General features: G+C 70.4%; 22 protein-coding genes and 2 pseudogenes. 16 read left to right on the forward strand and 8 right to left on the reverse strand.

Annotated features, from left to right (window positions below):
- Positions 1-11: 11 nt before the first annotated feature.
- The gene (locus tag BM414_RS10260) at positions 12-407 is read right to left on the reverse strand and encodes a TOBE domain-containing protein (RefSeq protein WP_093579319.1); all 396 of its coding nucleotides are present in this window, start codon (positions 405-407) and stop codon (positions 12-14) included.
- Positions 408-527: 120 nt separating this feature from the next.
- Between BM414_RS10260 and BM414_RS10265 the strand changes: the two genes are divergently transcribed.
- From BM414_RS10265 to BM414_RS10295, 7 genes are all read left to right on the forward strand, one after another.
- Positions 528-1,739 carry a DUF2786 domain-containing protein gene (locus tag BM414_RS10265; RefSeq protein ID WP_093579320.1) on the forward strand — a complete coding sequence of 404 codons (1,212 nt, stop codon included), beginning with the start codon at positions 528-530 and terminating at the stop codon, positions 1,737-1,739.
- An 81-nt stretch (positions 1,740-1,820) separates the two neighbouring features.
- Positions 1,821-3,533 (forward strand): RecQ family ATP-dependent DNA helicase, encoded by a 1,713-nt coding sequence (locus BM414_RS10270; protein WP_093579378.1) that lies wholly within the window; start codon positions 1,821-1,823, stop codon positions 3,531-3,533.
- Positions 3,534-3,594: 61 nt separating this feature from the next.
- On the forward strand, positions 3,595-3,795 hold the full coding sequence (locus tag BM414_RS10275; protein ID WP_093579321.1) for a hypothetical protein: 201 nt from the start codon (positions 3,595-3,597) through the stop codon (positions 3,793-3,795).
- A 4-nt stretch (positions 3,796-3,799) separates the two neighbouring features.
- Positions 3,800-5,191: an amidase gene (locus BM414_RS10280; protein WP_093579322.1), complete on the forward strand. Its 1,392-nt coding sequence runs from the start codon at positions 3,800-3,802 to the stop codon at positions 5,189-5,191.
- 220 nt (positions 5,192-5,411) lie between these two features.
- Complete coding sequence (locus BM414_RS10285; protein ID WP_093579323.1) at positions 5,412-7,058, forward strand: carbamoyltransferase family protein; 1,647 nt, start codon at positions 5,412-5,414, stop codon at positions 7,056-7,058.
- 214 nt (positions 7,059-7,272) lie between these two features.
- Positions 7,273-7,725: a DUF4383 domain-containing protein gene (locus tag BM414_RS10290; RefSeq protein WP_093579324.1), complete on the forward strand. Its 453-nt coding sequence runs from the start codon at positions 7,273-7,275 to the stop codon at positions 7,723-7,725.
- Positions 7,726-7,872: 147 nt separating this feature from the next.
- Complete coding sequence (locus BM414_RS10295) at positions 7,873-9,084, forward strand: acyl-CoA dehydrogenase family protein (protein WP_093579325.1); 1,212 nt, start codon at positions 7,873-7,875, stop codon at positions 9,082-9,084.
- 63 nt (positions 9,085-9,147) lie between these two features.
- Here BM414_RS10295 and BM414_RS10300 read toward each other — a convergent pair whose 3' ends face one another.
- Entirely contained in the window at positions 9,148-9,348 is a 201-nt protein-coding gene (locus BM414_RS10300) for a hypothetical protein (RefSeq protein ID WP_093579326.1), read from the reverse strand.
- Between the two features lie 88 nt (positions 9,349-9,436).
- Positions 9,437-9,658, reverse strand: a complete 222-nt coding sequence (locus tag BM414_RS10305) for a hypothetical protein (protein ID WP_093579327.1) — start codon at positions 9,656-9,658, stop codon at positions 9,437-9,439.
- 115 nt (positions 9,659-9,773) lie between these two features.
- On the opposite strand from BM414_RS10305, the gene BM414_RS10310 reads away from it, so the two are divergent.
- Genes BM414_RS10310 through BM414_RS10320 form a run of 3 tightly spaced genes read left to right on the forward strand, consistent with a single transcriptional unit; the run spans position 9,774 to position 10,921 of the window.
- Positions 9,774-10,067 (forward strand): ArsR/SmtB family transcription factor, encoded by a 294-nt coding sequence (locus BM414_RS10310; RefSeq protein ID WP_217644648.1) that lies wholly within the window; start codon positions 9,774-9,776, stop codon positions 10,065-10,067.
- Positions 10,052-10,444, forward strand: a complete 393-nt coding sequence (locus tag BM414_RS10315; RefSeq protein ID WP_093579329.1) for a VOC family protein — start codon at positions 10,052-10,054, stop codon at positions 10,442-10,444. Before BM414_RS10310 ends, BM414_RS10315 begins: the two co-directional genes overlap by 16 nt.
- Before the next feature lie 27 nt (positions 10,445-10,471).
- Complete coding sequence (locus tag BM414_RS10320; RefSeq protein ID WP_093579330.1) at positions 10,472-10,921, forward strand: MarR family winged helix-turn-helix transcriptional regulator; 450 nt, start codon at positions 10,472-10,474, stop codon at positions 10,919-10,921.
- A gap of 9 nt (positions 10,922-10,930) precedes the next feature.
- Here the strand turns inward: BM414_RS10320 and BM414_RS10325 are convergent, their stop codons facing one another.
- Together BM414_RS10325 and BM414_RS10330 are read right to left on the reverse strand one after the other, a co-directional pair.
- Positions 10,931-11,557, reverse strand: a complete 627-nt coding sequence (locus BM414_RS10325) for an FMN-dependent NADH-azoreductase (RefSeq protein ID WP_093579331.1) — start codon at positions 11,555-11,557, stop codon at positions 10,931-10,933.
- 145 nt (positions 11,558-11,702) lie between these two features.
- Positions 11,703-13,289: an LCP family protein gene (locus BM414_RS10330; RefSeq protein ID WP_093579332.1), complete on the reverse strand. Its 1,587-nt coding sequence runs from the start codon at positions 13,287-13,289 to the stop codon at positions 11,703-11,705.
- Positions 13,290-13,510: 221 nt separating this feature from the next.
- On the opposite strand from BM414_RS10330, the gene BM414_RS10335 reads away from it, so the two are divergent.
- Positions 13,511-14,314 carry an exodeoxyribonuclease III gene (locus BM414_RS10335; protein ID WP_093579333.1) on the forward strand — a complete coding sequence of 268 codons (804 nt, stop codon included), beginning with the start codon at positions 13,511-13,513 and terminating at the stop codon, positions 14,312-14,314.
- Here BM414_RS10335 and BM414_RS10340 read toward each other — a convergent pair.
- Positions 14,292-15,428 (reverse strand): tyrosine-type recombinase/integrase, encoded by a 1,137-nt coding sequence (locus tag BM414_RS10340; protein WP_093579334.1) that lies wholly within the window; start codon positions 15,426-15,428, stop codon positions 14,292-14,294. The genes BM414_RS10335 and BM414_RS10340 overlap by 23 nt on opposite strands.
- 1,956 nt (positions 15,429-17,384) lie before the next feature.
- On the opposite strand from BM414_RS10340, the gene BM414_RS28320 reads away from it, so the two are divergent.
- The 5 genes from BM414_RS28320 to BM414_RS10355 all read left to right on the forward strand — a co-directional run bounded on the left by BM414_RS28320 (position 17,385) and on the right by BM414_RS10355 (position 21,922).
- Positions 17,385-18,194 (forward strand): hypothetical protein, encoded by an 810-nt coding sequence (locus BM414_RS28320; protein ID WP_139245775.1) that lies wholly within the window; start codon positions 17,385-17,387, stop codon positions 18,192-18,194.
- Positions 18,195-18,272: 78 nt separating this feature from the next.
- The gene (locus BM414_RS10345; RefSeq protein ID WP_093579335.1) at positions 18,273-18,869 is read left to right on the forward strand and encodes an RNA polymerase sigma factor; all 597 of its coding nucleotides are present in this window, start codon (positions 18,273-18,275) and stop codon (positions 18,867-18,869) included.
- A gap of 262 nt (positions 18,870-19,131) precedes the next feature.
- Positions 19,132-19,500, forward strand: coding sequence for a hypothetical protein (locus BM414_RS10350; RefSeq protein WP_139245777.1), 369 nt, complete (start codon positions 19,132-19,134; stop codon positions 19,498-19,500).
- Between the two features lie 281 nt (positions 19,501-19,781).
- On the forward strand, positions 19,782-21,323 hold the full coding sequence (locus BM414_RS28325) for a hypothetical protein (RefSeq protein ID WP_139245779.1): 1,542 nt from the start codon (positions 19,782-19,784) through the stop codon (positions 21,321-21,323).
- Positions 21,324-21,745: 422 nt separating this feature from the next.
- Entirely contained in the window at positions 21,746-21,922 is a 177-nt protein-coding gene (locus BM414_RS10355; protein ID WP_245784620.1) for a hypothetical protein, read from the forward strand.
- Between the two features lie 22 nt (positions 21,923-21,944).
- On the opposite strand, the pseudogene BM414_RS10360 reads toward BM414_RS10355, so the two are convergent.
- A pseudogene (locus BM414_RS10360) lies at positions 21,945-22,118 on the reverse strand (integrase core domain-containing protein); the annotation flags it as partial.
- Between the two features lie 16 nt (positions 22,119-22,134).
- Positions 22,135-22,278, reverse strand: a pseudogene (locus BM414_RS30765) (IS110 family transposase); the annotation flags it as partial.

The following is a 22,278-nucleotide window of genomic DNA, read 5'->3' on the forward strand; positions in this document are numbered from 1 at the left end:
TGCGGAGGGTGCTACGGGACGTCGACGCTCACCTGCGTCGCCTTGACCGTGGCGACGGCGCGGACACCGACCTCGAGGCCCAGCTCGTCGGCGGCCTCGCGGGACATCAGCGAGACCAGCCGGAACGGCCCGGCCTGGATCTCGACCTGCGCCATCACGGTGTCGCGGACGACGCGGGTCACGATGCCGGCCAACCGGTTGCGCGCCGAGGACCCTCGGGTGGTGCCCGGCTCGGGCGCCTCGTGCAGCGCGGTCGCCAGGGCGGCCAGGTCCGCGCCGTCGACGTGCGCCGGGCCGCCGCCCTCCCGCGATGCCGGCAGCCGGCCGCTGTCGATCCACCGGCGCACCGTGTCGTCGCTGACGCCCAGCAGCGCCGCGGCCTCGGCGATCCGGTAGCTCGCGCTCACGCCGCGCGACCCTAGTCGCCGGTACGACGGTCCCGGCGTCGTCCGGGGAGCCCGTGGACGACGGTCCGCCGTCCACAGCGCCTCCCCGGAGGTGCGTCCCCGCCGTTGCAGCATTCCCGCATGAGCTCCCGGACGGCCGACGACGCCTGGCTGCACGACCTGCTCCTGCGCGGGACCTGGCCCGCCGACGACGCGTCTGCCCTGACCGCGACCCTGGCCGCGCGCGACCCGCAGGTCGACGGCTCCGGTGGCGTCACGCGGGCGCTGCTGTCCGCCATCGCCGACGCGTGGGAGCGCGGCTGGCAGCCCGCCGACGTCGCGCACGCGGTCCGCCGCGGCGGGACGGTCCGCGCGGCCCGGCTGGTGGTCGCCCTGGTCGCCGAGGACGCCCGCCGCACCGACGCCGCGGCCCGGGCACCGGAGCCGTGGGTCGACCAGCTCCGCGACCTCGGTGCCCTGACGGCCGGCGACCCCGCCGTCGTCGCCGCCTGGCACCGGGTGGAGGGCCGGCCGGCGGGCGAGGCGTGGCGGGAGGTGCTCCTGCTGGCGGCGACGCTGCGCACGCTGGCGCGGATCGACCACCTGTTGCCGCCGCCGTCCCGCTGGGGCTCCGGAGCGCGACGCGAGGCCGCCGCGGCACCCGACGACGCCCGCGTGCTCCGGCGGATCCGGGCGCTGCTGGCCAAGGCCGAGTCGACGGAGTTCCCCGAGGAGGCCGAGGCGCTCACGGCCAAGGCGCAGGAGCTGATGACCCGCCACGCGGTCGACACGGCCCTCCTCTCGGACCGCCCCCGGGAGCGCTCGGACGTCGCGACCCGGCGGGTGCACGTCGACGACCCGTACGTGCAGGCCAAGGTCCAGCTGCTCGGCGCGGTCGCCGACGCCAACGGCGTCCGGCTGGTCTGGTACCGCGGCCTGGGCATCGCCACCCTGGTCGGGCTCGCGGCCGACCTCGACGCAGTGGAGCTGCTGTTCACCTCGCTGCTGCTGCAGGTCGGTCAGGCGCTGGGAGCCGCCGAGCGGGCGGCGGGCCTGCGGTCGGCGTCCCGCGCGTTCCGGCGGGCGTTCCTGCTCGGCTACGCCGGCCGCATCGGCGAGCGGCTGAGGGCCGCCCGGGAGCAGGCGACGCGGGAGGCCGCGGCCGATCGGGGCGTGGACCTGCTGCCCGTCCTGCGCTCGAGGCAGGTGGCCGTCGACGACGCGTTCACCGAGCTGTTCCCCCGCGTGCGCAGCGGCCGCAGCCGCTCCTCGGTCGACGGTCCCGGCTTCCGGGCAGGGCGCGCCGCCGCGGACTCCGCCGACGTCGGCACCCGCCGTGCGCACCTGCGCTGAGTCCACGGTCGCGTCCCCGTGGAGACGCCGGGACGACCGGCGCGCCGTTTGCCGATCTCGGCGCGCGGGCAGCGGGCCCCGGTGTCACGCACCTCCAGCGCCAATCCCGCCGGCGGCTCGGCCTCGGTCCGCACCCGCCGGCTGCGCGAGACGGCCCGCGACGTCCTCGGCTTCGACGGCTTCCGCCCCGGTCAGGAGCGGGCCATGCAGGCCGTCCTCGCCGGCCGGGACACGCTGGCGGTGCTCCCGTCCGGCGCCGGGAAGAGCGCGGTCTACCAGGTCGCCGGGCAGCTGCTGGGCGGGCCGGTCGTCGTCGTCTCGCCGCTCATCGCCCTGCAGCGCGACCAGGTGGAGCGGCTCGCCGACCTCGGCGACGAGGCCGGCCGGGCCGCGCAGCTGAACTCCAGCCTCTCCGCCGGTGACCAGCGCGCCTCCCTCGAGGGGATCGGGAACGGAACGGTCCGCTTCCTCTTCCTCGCGCCCGAGCAGCTGACCAAGCCCGAGGTGGTCGACGCCGTCCGCGACGCCGGCATCGCGCTGTTCGTCGTCGACGAGGCGCACTGCGTCTCCGCGTGGGGGCACGACTTCCGCCCCGACTACCTGCGGCTGGGCCAGGTCGTCGAGCAGCTGGGCCACCCGACCGTCCTCGCCCTGACCGCCACCGCCGCGCCGCCGGTGCGCGCCGAGATCGTCGAGCGGCTGGCGATGGAGGACCCCGAGGTCGTCGTCGCCGGGTTCGACCGGCCCGAGATCCGGCTCGAGGTCGACCACCACGCCGACGCCTCCGCGAAGCGGAGCGCGGTGATCGACCGCACGGTGGCCGAGGTCGAGGCCGGCCGCGGCCCGGGCATCGTCTACAGCGCCACCCGCAAGGGCACCCTCGACCTCGCCGAGGCGCTCACCGAGCGCGGTCTGCGGGCGCGGCCGTACCACGCGGGCCTGAGGCGGAGCGAGCGCGAGGACACCCAGCGCGCGTGGATGGACGACGAGCTCGACGTCGTCGTGGCGACGACGGCCTTCGGGATGGGCATCGACAAGCCCGGCACCCGCTTCGTCGTGCACGCCGAGCCCGCCGACTCCGTCGACAGCTACTACCAGGAGATCGGCCGGGCCGGCCGCGACGGCGACCCGGCGCTCGCCGTCCTGGTCTACCGGCAGGAGGACCTCGGCCTGCGCCGCTTCTTCGCCGCCGGCGCCCCCGCCGAGGAGGAGCTGCAGCAGGTCGCCGGGCTGGTCGCCGCCGCCCCCGCGGCCGGGGTCGAGGACGGCGTCGACGTCAAGCAGCTGCGCGAGGAGACCGGCCGGGGCGCCACCCCGCTGGCCCGCGACCTCAACCTGCTCGAGCAGGTGTCGGCCGTCGTCCTCGACGACGAGGGCGCCGCGCACCCGGCCGAGGGGGCGCCCAGCCCCGGCGACGCCGCCGCCGCGGCGCGCGAGCTCGCCGAGCACCACGAGCGGGTCGACCAGAGCCGCGTCGAGATGATGCGCGGCTACGCCGAGACGACCGAGTGCCGCCGGCAGTACCTGCTCGGCTACTTCGGCGAGCAGCTCGAGGAACCCTGTGGCAACTGCGACACGTGCTCGGCCGGCACCGCTCACGAGCAGCCCTCCGGCGACGGCGCCGACACCCCCTTCGCGCCCGAGACCCCCGTCGTCCACACCGAGTGGGGCCCCGGCGTGGTCATGCGACTGGAGGACGACCGTGTCGTCGTGCTGTTCGAGGAGGTCGGCTACAAGACCCTCGCGCTCCGGGCGGTCGAGCAGAACGACCTCCTGCAGGTCCGCAGCGCCTGACGCCGCGGGACCCGGGCATGCTGTGCGGCACGTCACACCCCCGACCCCGAAGAGGTGGCACATGGCGTCGACACCACGATCGCCGCTCGGCGACGAGGCCCTCGACCAGCTGCTCGCCCACGCCGGCCTGGACCTCGGCACCGAGCGGCGCGCAGCGGCGGGCCCGGCCGTGACCATGATCCTGGGGTTGTACGACAGCCTCGACGAGATCGCGGTGGGCGAGACGCCGCCGGCCTCCGCCTTCGACGCGCGGTGGGAGTGAGGACGTGCAGCCCTCGGAGCTGAGCATCGCCGAGGCCGCCCGGCAGATCGAGCGGCGCACGCTGTCCCCGGTCGAGCTCGTGCAGTCCGCGCTCGACCGCATCGACGAGGTCGAGGGCAGGCTGAACGCCTTCGTCGTCGTGACCGCCGACCAGGCGCTGGAGGCTGCGCGGCGGGCGGAGGAGGAGATCGCCGGCGGCGGGTACCGCGGCCCCCTGCACGGGATCCCGGTGGGCATCAAGGACCTCTACGACGCCGTGGGCCTGCCGACGACGTCGAGCTCGGCGGTCCGGTCCGACCACCTGCCGACGGAGGACTCCGCCTGCGTCGCCCGGCTCCGCGACGCCGGCGCCGTCATGGTGGGGAAGACGCACACCCACGAGTTCGCCTACGGCGTGCTGACCCCGACGACCCGCAACCCCTGGAACACCGGTCACGTGCCCGGCGGCTCCAGCGGCGGGTCCGGCGCCGCGGTGGCCGGCGGGGAGTGCCTGATGGGGATGGGCACCGACACCGGCGGCTCGATCCGCATCCCGGCGTCCGTGTGCGGCACCGTCGGCCTCAAGCCGACCTACGGGCGGGTCTCCCGCTTCGGGATCACGTCCCTGTGCTGGTCGCTCGACCATGCCGGACCGCTCACCCGCACCGTGCGGGACGCGGCCCTGACCCTGCAGGTCCTCGCCGGCTTCGACGCCCGCGACCCGGGCTCCGCCAGGGAACCGGTCCCCGACTTCACCGGTGACCTGGACGCCGGGGTCCGCGGCCTGACGCTCGGTGTCCCGAGCAACTACTTCTTCGACGACGTCGACCCCGAGGTCGAGTCGGCCGTCCGGGAGGCCATCGGCGTCCTCGAGGCCCAGGGAGCGACGCTGCGGGAGGTGGCGATCCCCTACGCCGAGCAGATGATGGCCGTCGAGTTCGGGGTGCTCGTACCCGAGGCCAGCGCGTACCACCAGGAGATGCTGCGGGAGTCGGGTGACCGGTACACCGACGACGTGCGGGTGTTCCTCGACGCCGGCGAGACGGTGCTCGCCACGCAGTACATCAAGGCCCTGCGCGTGCGCACGCTGGTGCAGCAGGCGTTCCGCCGGGCCTTCGAGGGCCTCGACGCGCTGGTGTGCCCGACCCTGCCCGCTGCTGCGGCCGCGGTTGGGCAGGAGACGTTCACCTTCCCCGGCGGCAAGGAGACGGCGGTGATCGACGCCTGGGTCCACCACTCGGCCCCGGGCAACGTCACCGGCCTGCCGGCGCTGTCCGTGCCGTGCGGCTTCACCTCGGCCGGGCTGCCGATCGGGTTGCAGGTCATCGGCCGGCCGTTCGACGAGGTGGGCGTGCTCCGCGTGGGCCAGGCCTACGAGTCGGCGACAGACTGGAGCACCCGGCGCCCGGCCCTGTGACCGGCGGCGGTCCCGGGCACGGCGGCCCGTGCCCGGGGACCGCCTCGCCCGGGGACCGCCTCGCCCGGGGACCGCCTCGCCCGGGGACCGCCTCGCCCGGGGACCGCCTCGCCCGGGGAGCACCACCGCATCGGGTGCTCGCCCTGCGGGACTCGGGGGAGAAGTCGATGATCAAGGCCGGAGAGCCGGGCACGTCGCCCGGTGCGGGAGGAGATCGCACGTGAAGGTCCTCGGCATCAACGCCATCTACCACGACCCCGCGGCGGCGCTCGTCGTCGACGGCAGGGTCGTGGCCGCGGCCGAGGAGGAACGCTTCAGCCGGCGCAAACACGGCAAGCGCCCGCTGCCCTGGAGCGCCTGGGAGCTGCCCGAGCTCTCGGCGGCCTGGTGCCTGACCGAGGCCGGCATCCGCCCCGAGGAGCTCGACGCCGTCGCCTACTCGTTCGACCCCGCGCTCATGGGCACGCCGGAGGAGTCGGGCCTGTTCGACGACGGCGACACGATGCGCAAGAGGTACGCCGAGATGGCGCCGGACTTCCTGGCCCACGCGCTGCCCGGCCTCGACCCCGCGAAGGTCCGCTTCGTCAAGCACCACGTCGCGCACGCCGCCTCCGCCGGCAAGGCCGCCCCGCAGCGGGACAACGCCGTGCTCGTCCTCGACGGCCGCGGCGAGGCGCACAGCCACCTCGCCGGCCGGTACGTCGACGGACAGCTGGAGGTCCTCGCCGGTCAGGCCCTCCCCCACTCCCTCGGCCTGATGTACGAGGACCTCACCGACCACCTGGGCTTCCTGCGCAGCTCCGACGAGTTCAAGGTCATGGCGATGGCCTCCTACGGCAAGCCGCGCTTCCTCGGCGAGCTGTCGGAGCTCGTGCGGGCCACCGGCGACGGCGGCTTCGTCACGGAGGAGATCGACTTCACCGAGTTCGCGCCCCGCCTCGGCAAGGGCGACCAGTGGACCGAGGACCACGCCGACCTCGCCGCCAGCGTCCAGACGCGGCTGGAGGAGGTGCTGGTCGACCTCGCCCGCTGGGTGCACGAGCAGACCGGCGAGAAGACCCTCACCATGGCCGGCGGCACCGCGCTCAACTGCGTGGCCAACACCCGCATCCTCGCCGAGAGCCCCTTCGAGCAGGTCTGGGTGCAGCCGGCCGCCGGCGACGCCGGGACGGCGCTCGGCGCGGCCCTGCACGTGGCCGCCGAGCTCGGCGAACGCACCGAGCCGATGCCCGGCGCGGCGCTGGGCCGTGGCTGGAGCGACGACGAGATCGAGCGCCGGCTGCAGACCGCGGCCATCGACTACGAGCGTCCCGACGACGTCGCCGAGGCCGTCGCCGAGGTGCTCGCCGACAACGGCATCGTCGCCTGGTTCCAGGGCCGCAGCGAGTACGGCCCGCGCGCGCTGGGCCACCGCTCGCTGCTCGCCCACCCCGGCTTCGAGGCCAACCTCGAGCGGATGAATGACGTCAAGGGCCGCGAGCAGTTCCGCCCGGTCGCGCCGATGGTGCTGCTGGAGAAGGCCCCGGAGATCTTCAGCCGCGGCCCCATCCCCTCGCCGTACATGCTCTTCGTGCACGACGTCGCGCCGGAGTGGAAGGACCGCATCCCGACGGTCACCCACGTCGACGGCACCGCCCGCATCCAGACCATCGACCCGCAGAGCGAGCCGCTCGTGCACCGGATGATCGCGGCGTTCGAGCGGCGCACCGGGATCCCGGTGGTGGTCAACACCAGCCTCAACACCGCCGGCCGGCCGATGGTCGACGACCCGCGCGACGCCCTCGAGTGCTTCGGCTCGGCCCCGGTCGACCTGCTGGCCATCGGCCCGTTCGTCGTCCGCCGGCCCGTCCGGACGCCCCGCCCCTGAGCCGCCGCCGGTCCGCTCCTCCCCCGGTCAGGGGAGGAGCGAACCGGAACGGACGCGACCAGCGAACTCCGGGTGCACGGCCACCTCGACGGTGACGATCCGGCAACGACGCTCCCCTGAACGGGGGAGGTGCCGTTATCGGGGCACACCCAGGGGTAGCGGGGTCCAGCGCTCGCCACGACGGCGGCGCACCACACACGGAGGAACGAACACGATGACTTCTACAGGGAACACCGGCGCCCGGCCGGGGATGGCCTGGCCCCAGATGCTCGCCCTGGCCTTCGGGGTGGTCTACCTCCTCGTCGGCATCATCGGCTTCTTCATCACCGGCTTCGACGGTTTCGTCAGCAACCGCACCGCTGACGGCAACACGGACATGCTGCTCTTCTTCATGATCAACCCGCTGCACAACGTGGTGCACATCCTCATCGGCGCGGCCGGCGTCGCGCTGTCCCGCACGCTGTCCGGCGCCCGCACCTACGGCTGGCTGCTGGCCGTCGGGTACGCCGCCGCCTTCGTCTACGGCCTCATCGCCGTGAATAAGGAGTGGGACTTCCTCAACATCAACCAGGCCGACAACGTCCTGCACATCGCCACCGCCCTCGTCGGCCTGGTGATCGCTCTGGGTCCGGTCAACAACCGGGTCGCCCGCGCCTCGCGCGCCTGACCTGCAGCACACCGCCCGGCTCCTGCCGGGCACCGGAGGAGCCGGGCACCCACCACCGCGGCGGGTGCCCGGCTCCTGCCGTTCCCACTCCCGACAGGAGGTGACCCAGGTGCGACGGCGGTCACGAAGCGGTCTACCTTCCGTCGCATGGACTTCGCCCTGTCCGCCCGAGCCGAGGACGTCTGCGGCCGGATGTGGGACTTCATGCGTGAGCAGGTCTTCCCCGCCGAGCCCGTCTACGAGGAGTGGCGCACCGCCCGCGGCCACGACGACCACGGCCATCCGCCGGTCCTCGAGGACCTCAAGAAGGAGGCCCGCGCACGCGGGCTGTGGAACCTCTTCCACCACGAGCTCGGGGAGATGACCAACCTCGAGTACGCGTCGGTCGCCGAGATCATGGGCTGGTCGCCCACGATCGCCCCCGAGGCCACCAACTGCGGTGCCCCCGACACGGGGAACATGGAGACGCTGATGCTGTTCGGCACGCCCGAGCAGAAGCAGCGCTGGCTCGACCCGCTGCTGGAGGGGGAGATCCGCTCCGGCTTCGCCATGACCGAGCCCGACGTCGCCTCCTCCGACGCGCGCAACATCCAGACCTCGATCGTCCGCGACGGCGACGAGTACGTGATCAACGGCCGCAAGTGGTGGACCAGCGGCGCCGCCGACGAGCGCTGCCAGATCTTCATCGTCATGGGCAAGACCGACCCCGACGGCAGTCCGCACCGGCAGCAGTCGATGGTGCTCGTGCCCCGCGACACCCCGGGCCTGGAGATCGTCCGGCACCTCCCGGTGTTCGGGTACCAGGACCAGCACGGCCACTCGGAGCTGCGGTTCACCGACGTCCGGGTGCCGGTGTCCAACATCCTCTCCGGCGAGGGCGACGGCTTCATGATCGCCCAGGCCCGGCTCGGCCCCGGCCGCATCCACCACTGCATGCGCGCCATCGGCATGGCCGAGCGGGCGCTCGCGCTCATGGTCGACCGCACGCAGAAGCGCGTGGCCTTCGGTCGGCCGCTGGCCGAGCAGGGCACCGTGCGGGAGGCGATCGCCCTGTCCCGGATCGAGATCGACCAGGCCCGCCTCTACGTGCTCAAGACCGCGGACCTCATCGACAAGTACGGGGCCAAGGGTGCCCGCACCGAGATCTCCGCCATCAAGGTCGCAGCGCCCCGGGTCGCCCTCGACGTCATCGACCGCGCCATCCAGGTGCACGGCGGCGCCGGCGTCAGCAACGACACCGTGCTCGCCCGCTTCTACGCCTCGGCGCGCACGCTGCGGATCGTCGACGGCCCGGACGCCGTGCACATCCGCGGTGTCGCCAAGGAGGAGCTCGCCCGCGAGCGCCCCTTCGTCGGCTGACGGACGACGACGGGGCCGGCACCTCAGCTGAGGTACCGGCCCCGTTCGCACGTCCGGGCAGGGTCAGGGGGACAGGGTCGTCCCCAGGCCCCCCGCGGCCAGCTTGGCCATCAGCTGGGTGCGGTCCAGCCCGACGCCGGACAGCGCGTCGGCGTCACGCTCGGTGTCGATCTCGTCGGGCAACTGGCTCTCCACCGCCTGGGCGGTGTCGTTGTCGCCCTCGGTACGCAGGATCTCGAGCAGTCGCTGCTTCTCCAGTTTCACGCACGTCCTCCGTCCTGGGGCCCGCTCGGTCCCCCGGAGTGTGGTGCCCGTCACCTGGACGCCGCAACGCGAGCGCCGCCACCCCGCCTCAGCCGCGGGCGCGCGACCGGCGCAGCAGGAATCCGCCGACGGCGAGCAGGAAGACGCCCACGAACAGCTGCGCGACGCCGACGGCGGTGCGGTCGCTGGCGAACCACGTCGGCGAGGACACCAGCAGCACCACCCCGATGCCGAGGACCAGCAGCGCCACGAGCCGCTCGCGCCGCGCCGCCGTCCTGCCGTCCCCGGGCCGTGCCGGACCGCCGCCCATGTCGCCTCCGCTTCCGGCCGGTCCCCGACCGGCTCTCGCTGCGAGCCAACCAGACGGCCGACGGCGGACCGCAGTGGGCTGGACAGGCAAGTGTACGCTTGCGTATCGTTCCGGTGTGGGCGACGTGTTCAAGGCCCTCGCCGACCCGACCCGGCGCGCCCTGCTCGACGAGCTGCAGGAACGGGACGGCCAGACGCTGTTCGAGCTGTGCACCCGGCTCATCCACCGGGGCGTCGGCTCGTCGCGCCAGGCCGTCTCCCAGCACCTCGACGTCCTCGAGCAGGCAGGCCTGGTCCGGCGCCGGCGGGAGGGTCGCTACACCTTCCACTCGCTGGACACCTCGCCCCTGCGCGCCATCACCCGGAGATGGCGCATCGACCCCGAGGAGGACTCGTGCGGATCACCCTGACCAGCGTGCTGGTGGACGACCAGGAAAAGGCGCTGCGCTTCTACACCGACGTCCTCGGCTTCGTGAAGAAGACCGAGGTCCCGCTCGGTGAGCACCGCTGGCTGACCGTCGTCTCCCCCGAGGCGCCCGACGGCGTCGAGCTGGTCCTGGAGCCCGACGAGCACCCGGCGGCGCGGCCGTTCAAGGCAGCGCTGGTCGCCGACGGCATCCCCTACACCGCCTTCACCGTGGCCGACGTGCACGCCGAGACCGAGCGCCTCAAGGCCCTCGGGGTGCGCTTCACCCAGGAGCCCCTGGCAATGGGCCCGGTGACCACGGCCGTCCTCGACGACACCTGCGGCAACCTCATCCAGATCGCCAGCGTCCCGGCGGCCTGAGCGCCCGCCCGGGCTAGGGTCGCCGACGTGGCGGAGCCGGTCGACCGGGTGCTCCCGTGGGCCCTGCTGCTGCGGGTCCACGCGGCGGTGCTCCCCCGGCTGGAGCGGGCACTGGCGGCCCACCAGCTGCCGCTGGCCTGGTACGACGTCCTCCTCGAGCTTAACGCCGCGCCCGGCCGGCGGCTGCGCATGAGCGAGCTGGGCAGCCGGGTGGTGCTCAGCCGGGAGCGGGTCAGCCGGGTCGTCGACGAGCTCGAGCGGGCCGGCCTGGTGCGCCGCGAGCCCAACCCCGACGACCGCCGGTCGCTGTTCGCCGTCCTCACCGAGGAGGGCCGGGAACGGCTGCGCGCCGCCGCCCCGGCCTACCTCGCCGGCATCGAGGAGCACTACACCCGCCACCTCGACGAGGAGGAGATCGGCGTGCTGTCCCGGGCGCTGGCCCGCGTGCTCGAGGCCGAGGAGCCACCGCACCGCTGACCCGGGCGATCAGAACGTCTTGCCCGCGTCCCGGGCCTGCGCGTGGGCGAGGGCCCGGCGGACGTCCACGTCGTCGGCGACCAGGTCCGGGCGCAGGTGGATCTCGGTGACGTCCTGGACGCCCGCCCAGTGCAGCCAGTCGGTGAAGAAGGTGCTCTGGAAGTCCGACCCGAAGGCCGGGCCGCGGTCGGGGCCGTAGACGGCGCTGGTGTAGACGACGGCGGCCTTCTTGCCGGTCAGCAGGCCCTGGTAGCCGGTCGCCGGGTCGAAGCCGAAGAGCAGCCCCGGCTGGCTGACGACGTCGATGAACTGCTTGAGGACGTAGGGCACCCCGGCGTTCCACATCGGGACGCTGAACAGGTAGCGGTCGGCGGCGTTGAAGCGGCGGAAGGTGGCCTCGACCGCGCGCCAGGCCTCGGCGGACTCCCCCTCGGGCTGCCCGCCGGCGAAGATCGCCATCTTGCCCGCGGTCGCGGCGGCACCGAAGGGCGGCAGGGTGCCGTCCCAGAGGTCGAGGGTGTCGACCGGGACGTCGGGGTGGGTCTCGGTGAAGGCGTCGAGGAAGGTCGCGGCGAGCGCCCGGGACTCGGAGGCGGCGCCGCGGGGCGAGGCGGAGACGTGCAGCAGGGCGGACATCGGGGGTCCTCTCGGACGGAGTTATGTGCAGACGCACGTAGTATGCGCACATGCGTGCGCACGCACAAGACGTCCCATCCGCCGCACCGTCCCCTGGCAGGGCCCCGCCGCGGGCTCGCGAGCGGTGGGGCACGAGGAGGTTCCGTCAGCCGTTGCGGGTCGGCGGCTTCCCCTGGTCGAGCGCGGCCTGGGCCTGCGCCGGGTCGTAGGCGCAGGCGTCACCGACGTCGGCGGCCGGCTCGGCCCCCTCGACCGGTTCGGGCGGCGACCCGTTGGGCACCTCGGCGCCGGAGGCGCTGGTCCCCGGGGCCGGCGCGGGCGCCGCCGGGTCCGCGGGGCCGGCGAAGGTGTCCTGGACGATCTGGCGCATCAGGTCGTAGTCCGGATAGGCCGGGTCGATGAGGCTGGTGTCGAAGACGACGCTGCGGATGTCGGCGTCCTTGACGAGGAACGCCAGGTCTACGAAGTCGTCGAGCGCCGAGCGGGGGATGTCGGTGCTCACGATGTCCTGCGTGGTGGCCGCGAGCTCCTGGTACTGGTCGAGCAGCGTCATCGGGTCGGCCTCGTCGATGATCGCCTTGATCGTGCAGCGCTGGCGGTCCATGCGGTCGTAGTCCGTCAGCCCGTACCGGCCCCGCGCGAACTGCAGCGCCGTGTAGCCGTCCATGTGCTGGTTCGGACCCGGCGCGATGTAGTCGTCCGGCAGCTCCTGGCCGGTGATCCCGTTGATCGGCACGTAGTAGTTGACGTTGACCGTGATGCCCCCGAGGGCGTCGACCAGCCGGCTGAACCCGTCGAGGTTCACCAGCACGAAGTAGTCGATGTCCAGGCCGAGCGCCTCGCCGACGCCGAGCTTGAGGAAGTCCGCGCCGGGGTCGTCGGTGGCCCCGAGGACGCCGGGGTGGTCGGCCGGCCCGTTGCGGTAGACGGAGTTGAGCAGGCTCTCGCTCTCGCTGCCGGACTCGAAGCCCTCCGGGTAGATCGCGGCCAGCGGGCTCTCGGGTGGGAAGGGCAGGTCCTCCAGGTTCCGGGGCAGGCTGAACAGCGTCGTCTCACCGGTCTCGGTGGCGATGCTGGCGACGATCACGGTGTCGGTGCGCACGCCCTCGCGGCCCTCGCCGCCGTCGCCGCCGAGCAGCAGGACGTTGACCCGCTCCTGGTCCCCGAACGGGTCCGGGGTGTCCTCGACGGTGGCCGACTCGCGGTCGGCGAACACGCCGTCGATCAGGCCGCGCTGCGCGACCGCCACCTGCCCGACGCGGTAGGCCGGGTAGGCGATCCCGGCGACCAGCAGGGCCACCAGCACGGCGCCGACGGCGTGCCGGGGAGCCGAACTGCGCCGCGGCAGCAGCGACCGGTAGCCGGTGACGACGACCACGACCCACGCGAGGGCGATGACCGCCAGGCCGGCGACGACCCAGTTCAGGTACGTGGAGTCGACGGCCAGCCGGACCGCGGTGCGCCGCCCGGCGGTGGCCAGCCAGACGCCGCCGGCGACCAGCAGGGCGAACAGGACGAGGACGGCCGCACCGACGCGGCGCCGCCCCGAGGCCAGGAACGCGGTGCCGGGGACGACGGCGTTGGCGACGGTCAGACCGAGGACCGCGCCCAGCGACCGCTCCTCGGGACGCTGCCGGCGGGCACCGCGCCCCCCTGTCTGGTGCGACCCGGGGACGGGCGGGAGCGGAGGCGCGTCCCCGATCGGCCGGGTGACGTCCGGGTCGTCGCTCACGGCCGCACCCGGGCGGGGACCGGTCGGCTCGTCGCGCTCGCACGGGTCCAGGGCCTGGTCACCGGGCCATGCTCCCACTCGCGGCTGGCAGTCACGGATGTCTCGATACCCGCTGTCCCGTGACGGCACCCGATCAGGCGTGACATGCGTCTCCGCTGGTCACGGCGGGTGTCCGCCCGCGCTCCGGCGGTGACCAGGGGCGCGGCATAGGCTCGGGGACCGTGCGCCTCGCCACCTGGAACGTGAACTCCGTCCGGACCCGGGTCGACCGGGTGACCGCCTGGCTGCAGCGGCGCGACGTCGACGTCCTGGCCCTGCAGGAGACCAAGTGCCGCGACGACCAGTTCCCCGAGGAGCGCTTCCGCGAGCTCGGCTACGAGGTCGCGCACGTCGGCTACTCGCAGTGGAACGGCGTCGCGGTGCTGTCCCGGGTCGGGCTGGACGACGTCGAGGTGGGCTTCCCCGGCATGCTGACGTGGGCGGCCAAGGAGGGCGCCGAGCCGGCCGCCGAGGCGCGCGCGCTGGGCGCCACGTGCGGCGGGGTGCGGGTGTGGAGCCTGTACGTGCCCAACGGTCGGCAGCTCGGCGACCCGCACTACGACTACAAGCTCGAGTGGCTCGCCGCGCTGCGGACCGCGGCCGGCGGCTGGCTGACCGCCGACCCGGCCGCGCAGGTGGCGCTGGTCGGCGACTGGAACATCGCCCCCCAGGACGACGACGTGTGGGACATGAAGGTGTTCGCCCACTCGACGCACGTCTCCGGGCCCGAGCGGGAGGCGTTCCGAGCGGTCGTCGAGGCCGGGTACGCCGACGTCGTCCGGCCGCACACCCCCGGCCCCGGCGTCTACACGTACTGGGACTACACGCAGCTGCGGTTCCCCCGCCGCGAGGGCATGCGGATCGACTTCGTGCTCGGCTCGCCGGCGTTCGAGCGGCGGGTGACAAACGCCCTGATAGATCGGCAGGAACGGAAGGGCAAGGGCGCCAGCGACCACGCCCCGGTCATCGTCGAGCTGGCCGACTAGCGGGCCGGTCCTCGGGTCGGGGCACATCTGGGGCACAGGACTCAGCTGTGTTCCACGCCGCGTCCACCGCCGTCCGGGTCCGGTCGTCGGAGTCCGGCATCAGGTGCCCGTAGGTGCTGAGGACGAGCGACGCGTCCTCGTGCCCCAGTCGCTCGGACACGGCCACGACTGACTCGCCGGCCGCCAGCAGGACGCTGGCGTAGTGGTGCCTCAGGTCGTGGCTGGTCGTTCCGGGCGGGAGTCCCGCGCGGGTGACGGCCCGGCGGATGAGGTTGTGCCCGTAGTAGACGTGCCCCGGTGGCGTGCCCGCTCCGGTGGTGAACACCGTGCCGTCCGTCGCCGACTCGTACGCGGCCAGGTGCGCCGCCAGCGCGTCGGCGACCATCCCGGGCAGCGGGACGGACCGTCGGGAGCGGGGGGTCTTCGGCTCGCTGCGCTGGCCCTTCGACCCGTGGGTGAACTGCCACTCGACGCGCACGGTGCGGCGCAGGAAGTCGATGTCCTGCACCCGCAGGGCCAGGAGCTCCCCGATGCGGAGCCCGAGCCCCGCCTGGGCGAGGACCATCGCTCGATACCGCGCCGGCATCGCCTCGGCGAGCGCCGCGACCTGGTCGACCGTGAGCGGCACGACGCGCGGCCGCTCGTACCGGGGCAGACGGATGCGGACCACCGGGGACGATGCGACGAGCCTGTCCAGGACAGCGGCGGCGTACACGCTGCGCAGCAGCCCGAGGGCCTGCCGCACGGTGGTCGTAGCCAGCACGGTGGTGCGGTCCGTCGCCCACGCCTGCACCTCGGACGGACGCACGTCTGCTAGCCGCCGGCCACCGAGTCGGGTGCCTTGGATGTGCAGCCGGATCATCATCTCGGTCCGCCGCGCGGTGGTCGGCCGGTGTGGGCGAGCAGCGGCCCACTCCCGGGCGTACTCGGCCACGGTGACCTTCGAGGGCTCGATGTACGTCCCTCGCGCCTTGTCCGCCTCAACCGTGGCCGCATGCCGGTCGGCGTCCGCCTTCTTCGCGAACGACTTCTTGCGCTGCCGGCCTCGCTCGTCCCGCCAACGAGCCTGGTAGGTCGTGCGGCCGTCGCTGACTCGCTTCTCGACGCTGGCCATGAGCTCCTCCGCTGGTCCGTCACGGCTGCGGGTCGCTTCGGACAGGAAAACGATCAGCCGTTCGCGCGGCGCCGCAGGGCCCGCCGGACCCCCTAGATTGCGGTAGAGAGCGATCGAGAAGACCGGCGAAGCGGGATCTGGGGATGACGCTCTGCCCTGTGGACAACTCCGCCGACGCTCGCGGCGCACCGGCCGTTGTGGCCACGGGCCCTCGTGAGCACACGGCGGTCAACGCTCGCCAGGAGTCACCGCAGCCTCCGGTCTTCCTCCAGTCCGGCTTCTCCAGTGACAACGTGACAGGCCAGCGAACGCCCGTGGTCCTGCCTCAGGTCCGACGATGCTCTGCGCCGCCTATGCGGCGGAGGTCCGAGGCCGCCGTCAGCGCGGAGTGTGGGTTCGGCCCGGACGTATGGCCGACGGCGGTAGGCGTCGGGGACTGCGGTCAGCGCCGTGGCGAGCGGCGCGGGGTGGAGGTTGCACTTGAGGCGTCGCCGACCTGGCGAGCGAGCCGTGTAACACGTGGGCCCGTCTCAGCGCGTAGGGGCAAGGGGCACCCCGACCTCGACGTGTCGTTCGACAACCTGGACGGCGGAGCGGCCGAACGCTGCCGCGCATGTCTGCTCCCAGCGTGGTGCCGGCAGTCAAGAGACCGACGAGGATTAAGTGACCCGTCACAACGAGTTCGGCCCTCGATACGCCGGCGCCCGACTCCGTCGCCTGCACGCCAGCGGCAAACGTGCAGGTCCGGCGGTGCAAGAGGTGTAACGGTTGGGATCTTGATCGTTGCCTTGCTGATGAGAAGGCTGTGGCGGCCCGGCGACGTCGTGGCAGCAGTGGTGCGGGGGAGCCCGTAGAGGTATGTGGCGCGAGGCCCTCGGGCGCCGCTACGTAGCCGAGGTGGCATGACCAGACGGGGGCCCTTGGAGTGGGCCTTCGATCCAGGGGTCCGTGAAGCGTAGCCAGCCACCTAGCGATGACAAAGGGTAACGACTCGATCACGCCGGGGCACAAGAGTGGAACGGGGAACCCGTGTCGAGTGCAAGTCCGCTTAAATCGCCCCAGCTTCGGCTACCACCAGCCGCAACGCTGAGACTCGGGAGTGACCTTGTTCGAGGGACTGATCCAGCCACTGCCTGGAGACCCGACTCAAGATGATTGCGCACCTGGTCGACTGATGGCCGACGTGGATGGAGCCGCGCTGCGGTCGGACGTTCGGAAGCTTGAGGCCTGGCGGGTGGTCGAGGACCACCATCGAGAGGCGTCGCCCCGATACCGGCCGTGAGAGGCCTCGCGGCTTGGGATCGCGTCCCGTCAGGGGCCCTTGATCTCACTGACGCTGAGACCGAGAAGCAGCTCCGCATATTCTATACGGGCATCAGCGACCAGGTCCCTCGTCGCGTTTATGATGCAACGTTCCGTCAAGCGATTGCGCTCCGCGCCCATAGCGCAATAATGGAGCCGCGCTATATCGATGCCGACTGGCGTAGTGAGCACGGTCAGTTCTATTCGACGACCTACCGACGCTACCCTTCTGTTGCACACCGACTGCATCTATTCAGCGGTGAACTGCCTGCGGCAGCACTACACGAGGATAAGCCGATCGCTCGCGCACTAAAGCGCGAAACATACCTGGGTTACATCGTCCTGCGTCCGGTGCAGGCGGCACCGATCGGTAGGACGATGCTTGCAGTTCCACCGCGACTGCGTTCCCCGCGCGCGGTTGTATGCCAGGCGGACGATCAGGTCAACCTTTTCGGCATGGACTTAAGAGTCTCCGGGATGCCGTTTCTATCCCAAGACGGACAATATATGCGCTGCGCTCAGGTCTGCGCTTGGATTACCGCGTACTACCATCACTTGCGGTTTGGTAGTCCTCGAGCACTCCCCGAGCTAATTGCCACGCATGCGGGGGTTGCAAGCGATTTAGGGCGGCCGCTACCTAGTCCAGGCTTGAGTGTGCGGCAGGTCACTGATGCAATGCTCGGACTTGGGTTGCCGGGAGAGGTCTACGATCTTCGGCAGAGAGATCGCGCGAGTGTAGTACCTTTCATCTGCCGATACCTTAACAGTCGACTCCCAGTAACCGTCATCACCAGTAGGCACGCCTTTGTCCTGATCGGCTACGAGCGCTACGTTGATCGGGATGGCATTCGCCGTATTCGCTTCTGGCGCCAAGACGACGAGGCGGGCCCCTACCAGGCGGTGGACAATTGGGGGAGCGATCCGTCGGGTACGTGGCAGCATCTTGTTGTCCCCCTTCCACCCAAGGTGTACCTGACGGGTGAACATGCGGAGCTCATCGCCAAGAAACATCTGATCTCCCGCTTGAAGAAGGGCACCGGCGACGATCAGATGCTGGCCAGTGAACTTGTGAAGATGGGAACAGGTGAGAGTAGCGTTGCTCTCAGAAGCAGCGTGATGCTAAGCAACGATTTCAAGCGCGGCATTGAGCACCGTCGCTTTCCAGACGCCATAACCGCTCGGTACCTTAACCTTCCAATGCCGCGCTACATCTGGGTGGTGGAGGTGACTGATCGTTCAGCGCGTGATCAGGACGACGTGGCTGCCCCCGACTGTGTGCTCGCTGAGGCCGTCCTAGACGCCACTGACCATACGAACGATACGAAGGTCCTGGCCTGGCGCTGTCCCTCCGGCATAACGCGATGGCTAGCTGACCAAGACTCGGAGTCTCACCACCTCGTATCGAGCGAGGCGACCCCGAGCGTTGTCGACATCCCTCGAGCGCCGGTCCACGAACTCCGCTGACCTGCGGTCGCCTGTCACGTGATCCCCGGAGGAGGTGTCACAGACTCTCTATAGAGAGTGAAGACACCGGAGGGACCCATGGACGAGAAGGAACTCATTGAGCTGCTGCGCGCCGGCGATCCGAGCGCGGTCCCGCTTCTACTGACGTACTTAGGCTCCACCTGCGACGCGTACGCCGAAGCCATCGCGGGGGACATGGCTCAGGTGGATCGAGAGCTTGCTGTCGAGAGCGCGTTGACGGAGGTGGCCCGCAAGATCGACAAGTTCGTCGACCAGGGCCGGGGTCTCCTCCCGTGGGCGAAGGGGTTCGTGCGGCAGGCGCTCCGTGACGCCCGCCGGGATGCTCCAGGTCGAACCCACTTGGACTGGGATCATGTTCCGGAGGCCGAAGCAGAACCCACGTCAGACGAGCCGCGGCCCGAGGCGACGTCCATGGTGTCGCTGATGCTGACCGTCCTCACTGAGGACGAGTCCGCGTTGATCCTCGCGCGCCTGGTTGACAACGTCCCCTATGGCGTCCTAGCTGCGAACGCAGGTAAGTCCGAAACCACCATGCGGCAGCGCTTCAGCCGGGCTTTCAGGAAGCTCAAGGAAGCCGCCCGCTCGGATCCCTCCCTTCGCCATCTCTTGCCGCCCGAAGAGCAGGCGTCGTCGGAGAGCGAGGGTGAGCCATGACCGCGCTCCTCCACTCCCACCTGCAGTACCCCGAACCTCGAGACAAGGAATGCTCATGACTGCGAATGATCCTGGCTCCGAACGAGAGCTGACCGAGGCCACGGCGGCTCGTCTCCTTCGTGAAGCGGACCTCAGCACAGAGTGGCCGGACGGTGTTACTCGGCGTCGAAACAAGTTGGTCTACGGAGAGGAATCAGGTCCTCGCGGTCGGCGTCTGTCCCCGGAGCGCCGCGCACGCATTGCCGACCGTTTGGACGAGGCCTTGGACACCAAGCGGCTTGAGCACGGGCCTCTCCCGGCGCTGTTGCTTTTTCGGCGTCAGGAGGAAGGCCTGACGCGGGAGGCCGTTGTGGCCAGCAATAGAGGTGAAGGCGCCGTGGCCGAAGCGGGCCAACTGCGTGCGTTCGAGACGGGCGAGCTGTCAGCAAGGGAAATCTCGATCGACGTTCTGGCGCACTGGGTCCGCGCCGTGCGTATCGACGATGCGGTTGCCGTTCGCACCATGCGGCAGGCCCTGCTTATGGATACGCCACTGTCCCTGGCAGCGGGTGATCCCCCAGGGGGCGAGATCGTCCTCGCGGATGAGGATGAGCAGTTGGTTCGTGAGTTCCAGGACCGGCTCGTGCGGTAGCCCAGAGGTCGCTTTGGTCAAGGACGGCTGATACACCACTGATCTGCGGTCTATCAGCCGTCCTCGCTCGCCGCGACGTCACAGACCGGGCGTCGCGACGGGGATGGCTGGGTTTTCCGCATCTCCATATGCCGCCTCAGGCGCTACCCGGCGGGTGTCGCCGGTTCGCAGCGCTCGCGGTCCAGCGGGGCCAGTGTTGTCTGGTCGATGAGGCAACAAGCCTTTACGTGGCAGGGACCGCGCAGTATCGATACGCTACTTGCCTCTTCTTTGGGGGAACCGTGGAGACGCTCTGCTACCAAAACCGCATCTGGACTGGACTTGCCCGCAGGGCGGACTTGGTCACGGACGAGGCGCGCCTCGAGGCTTCTTACGTCGCAACGTCTGTCGATGGGTTGTTCTCAGGGACGGAGTCCTCGGTAGTCTTTGGTCGCCGGGGTGCCGGCAAAACACATTTGTTGATTCACCTAGAACACCAGATTCGCGCACGGGACGATGTTCCAATTTTCTTGGACATGCGCGTTATGGGATCAAATGCTGGCATCTACAATGATCCACAAATACCCTTCAGTAACCGCGCAACCAGGCTGCTTGTCGACCTGGTCGAGAACGTTCACCAAGTCCTCTACCAAGCCGGTATAGGCGAGGGGCGCCTCGATCTCTCTGCCCAATTGCACCTACTTGGGCCGGCGCTTGATGCTATCGGTGAAGCGATGACCGACGTTGCGGTCACTGGAGAAGTCGAAGTCACACACGAGCAGGGTGGGGAAGTCAGCAGGAATGGAAAGGCTGAGGTTGGCTACAAGTCGAAGGATGGCATCTCCGTTGGATTCTCATCCGAGAATCGCGAGCATGGAAGCTTCAGGCAGGCCGTAACCCGAAAAGGGCAGTCGGAGTACCACGTAGTTCTTGGGTCACTCAGTAAAGCGCTGCGATCCCTTTGTGCAGCCATAGAGGGACGAAGACTGTGGCTTCTAATCGACGAATGGGATGCGGTCCCGCGAGAACTTCAGCCAACGCTCGCAGACATGCTCCGGCGAGCCTTCATCCCCGTACCTCAACTTACCGTCAAGATGACAGCTGTTGAGCATCGATCAGTATTTCGTGAGCCAGGGACAGACGGTCGGTGGATTGGGTTGGAGCTGGGCAGTGATACGGGTGAGTCTGTGTCGCTCGACTTCCATCAGGCTCTCAAGGGTCCAGCGACCGCGCGAGACTTCGCCGGGCGGGTCCTATTCGAGCACTTTCGTGCATACGAGAAAACCTTGGGCCATGACGTATCTACTTTGGAAGAGATCATGGCCGGCTTCTTGCGGGATGCTTTGGCGACACTCGTCACGGCTTCCGAAGGTAATCCTCGCGACGCGATAAACATCGTATCCAAATCCGCCCGCTTGGCCGCTCAAGGGCCGATCGGGCCAGATCACGTTCTTCGAGCCTCAAGTGACTACTTCTGGATGACCAAGTTCAAGAACATCGAAGGGAGGCCTGACCTCGAGGAACTCTTCGAGGAGATACTCGCTAAGTCGCTGAAGCGTGGCAAAAGAACCATCCTGGTTAACCGAAGTGACCCAAAGCGCCCGCTCTACGCAGAGTTGTACGACGCGCGGCTGATACACCTCTTGCAATCGGGAATTCGACCGGAAGGTGGGGGTGAGAGCTACGACGGGTACGCCATAGACTTCGGCAGCTACTCCCAGCGCGTACTGGCTGGCACCCTGCGGTGGACAAGTGACGGTTGGGTCAACTCGACATCCTTCTTCAGCGATAAGGATGCCCCCGATTGGCGGGACGGCGTCATGCCTCGTCGAGGTCGACGTTGAATATCTGATCGGCCCATCGCCTTCTACCTACATCAGCTACTTGCTGACGCAGGAATCGGCTTGAGTGGACTGGTCTTGCCGTCGCCTTTTCGGCGCGCGCGGGTGGATGGCGAATACTCCGCAGGGATGCTCACTTGCGAGAGCCGTGCCGAGACCCCGCTGTGGACCGGCTGGCCCGCCGCAGCGACGCGGCGCGCATTCGGCGACTGGTCGCCCAGCTCGGGCGGCTCGTCACACGTGGCCCTCGATCGGCCGGCCGTCCGACCGAACTCGACAAGTACTGCGGGGACGGGCGCCGCCGGGGCACATCTGGGGCACATGAATCCTTAGTTGGCCCTCGTTGACCCCAATTGGACGAATCGTGTTGTTGCAGGTCAGCGGCGGATCGGCCCCATCACGGCTGGTCGGCGAACCCCCATGAAGTGTTCTGGGACTACACGCAGCTGCGCTTCCCGCGCCGCGAGGGCATGCGGATCGACTTCACCCTCGCCTCCCCCGCACTGGCCGGCCGGGTCACGAATGCCCTGATAGACCGCGAGGAACGCAAGGGCAAGGGAGCCAGCGACCATGCACCGGTGGTCGTGGAGCTGACCGACTAGGTGTTGCAACCAGACAGGTTGTTCACGCGGTCAGTCGGCTGATCGGTGGGTGGCCTCCGAGGGCGGAGTGGCTGCGGGCAGTGTTGTAGTGCTGCAGCCAGGCGTCCAGGGCGGCGGTGCGCTCCTCGTTGCTGGTCCAGCCGGTGGCGTAGGCCCACTCGGTGCGCAGGGTGCGGTTGAAGCGTTCGGCCTTGCCGAAGCTCCTATGGCGGTCAAGTGGCGGCGAACGGCAGGGCGGCCGGTGTGGTGAGCAGGCGGTAGATCTCGCGGGCGATGTGTCGCTTGAGGCAGCGGATGATCTCCTTGGTGCTTTTCCCGTCGGCTTGTCGTTTGGTGACGTAGGCGCGGGTGCGGGG

Origin of the sequence: Geodermatophilus amargosae, from assembly GCF_900116515.1 — a bacterium.
GTDB classification, from domain to species: domain Bacteria; phylum Actinomycetota; class Actinomycetes; order Mycobacteriales; family Geodermatophilaceae; genus Geodermatophilus; species Geodermatophilus amargosae.

Bases quoted from the DNA above. Each gene is read 5' to 3' on its own strand.
- BM414_RS10265 (WP_093579320.1), top strand. From the start codon at position 528: ATGAGCTCCCGGACGGCCGACGACGCCTGGCTGCACGACCTGCTCCTG.
- BM414_RS10275 (WP_093579321.1), top strand. From the start codon at position 3,595: ATGGCGTCGACACCACGATCGCCGCTCGGCGACGAGGCCCTCGACCAG.
- BM414_RS10290 (WP_093579324.1), top strand. From the start codon at position 7,273: ATGACTTCTACAGGGAACACCGGCGCCCGGCCGGGGATGGCCTGGCCC.
- BM414_RS10295 (WP_093579325.1), top strand. From the start codon at position 7,873: ATGGACTTCGCCCTGTCCGCCCGAGCCGAGGACGTCTGCGGCCGGATG.
- BM414_RS10305 (WP_093579327.1), bottom strand. From the start codon at position 9,658: ATGGGCGGCGGTCCGGCACGGCCCGGGGACGGCAGGACGGCGGCGCGG.
- BM414_RS10325 (WP_093579331.1), bottom strand. From the start codon at position 11,557: ATGTCCGCCCTGCTGCACGTCTCCGCCTCGCCCCGCGGCGCCGCCTCC.
- BM414_RS10340 (WP_093579334.1), bottom strand. From the start codon at position 15,428: ATGGCCAGCGTCGAGAAGCGAGTCAGCGACGGCCGCACGACCTACCAG.
- BM414_RS10345 (WP_093579335.1), top strand. From the start codon at position 18,273: ATGGACGAGAAGGAACTCATTGAGCTGCTGCGCGCCGGCGATCCGAGC.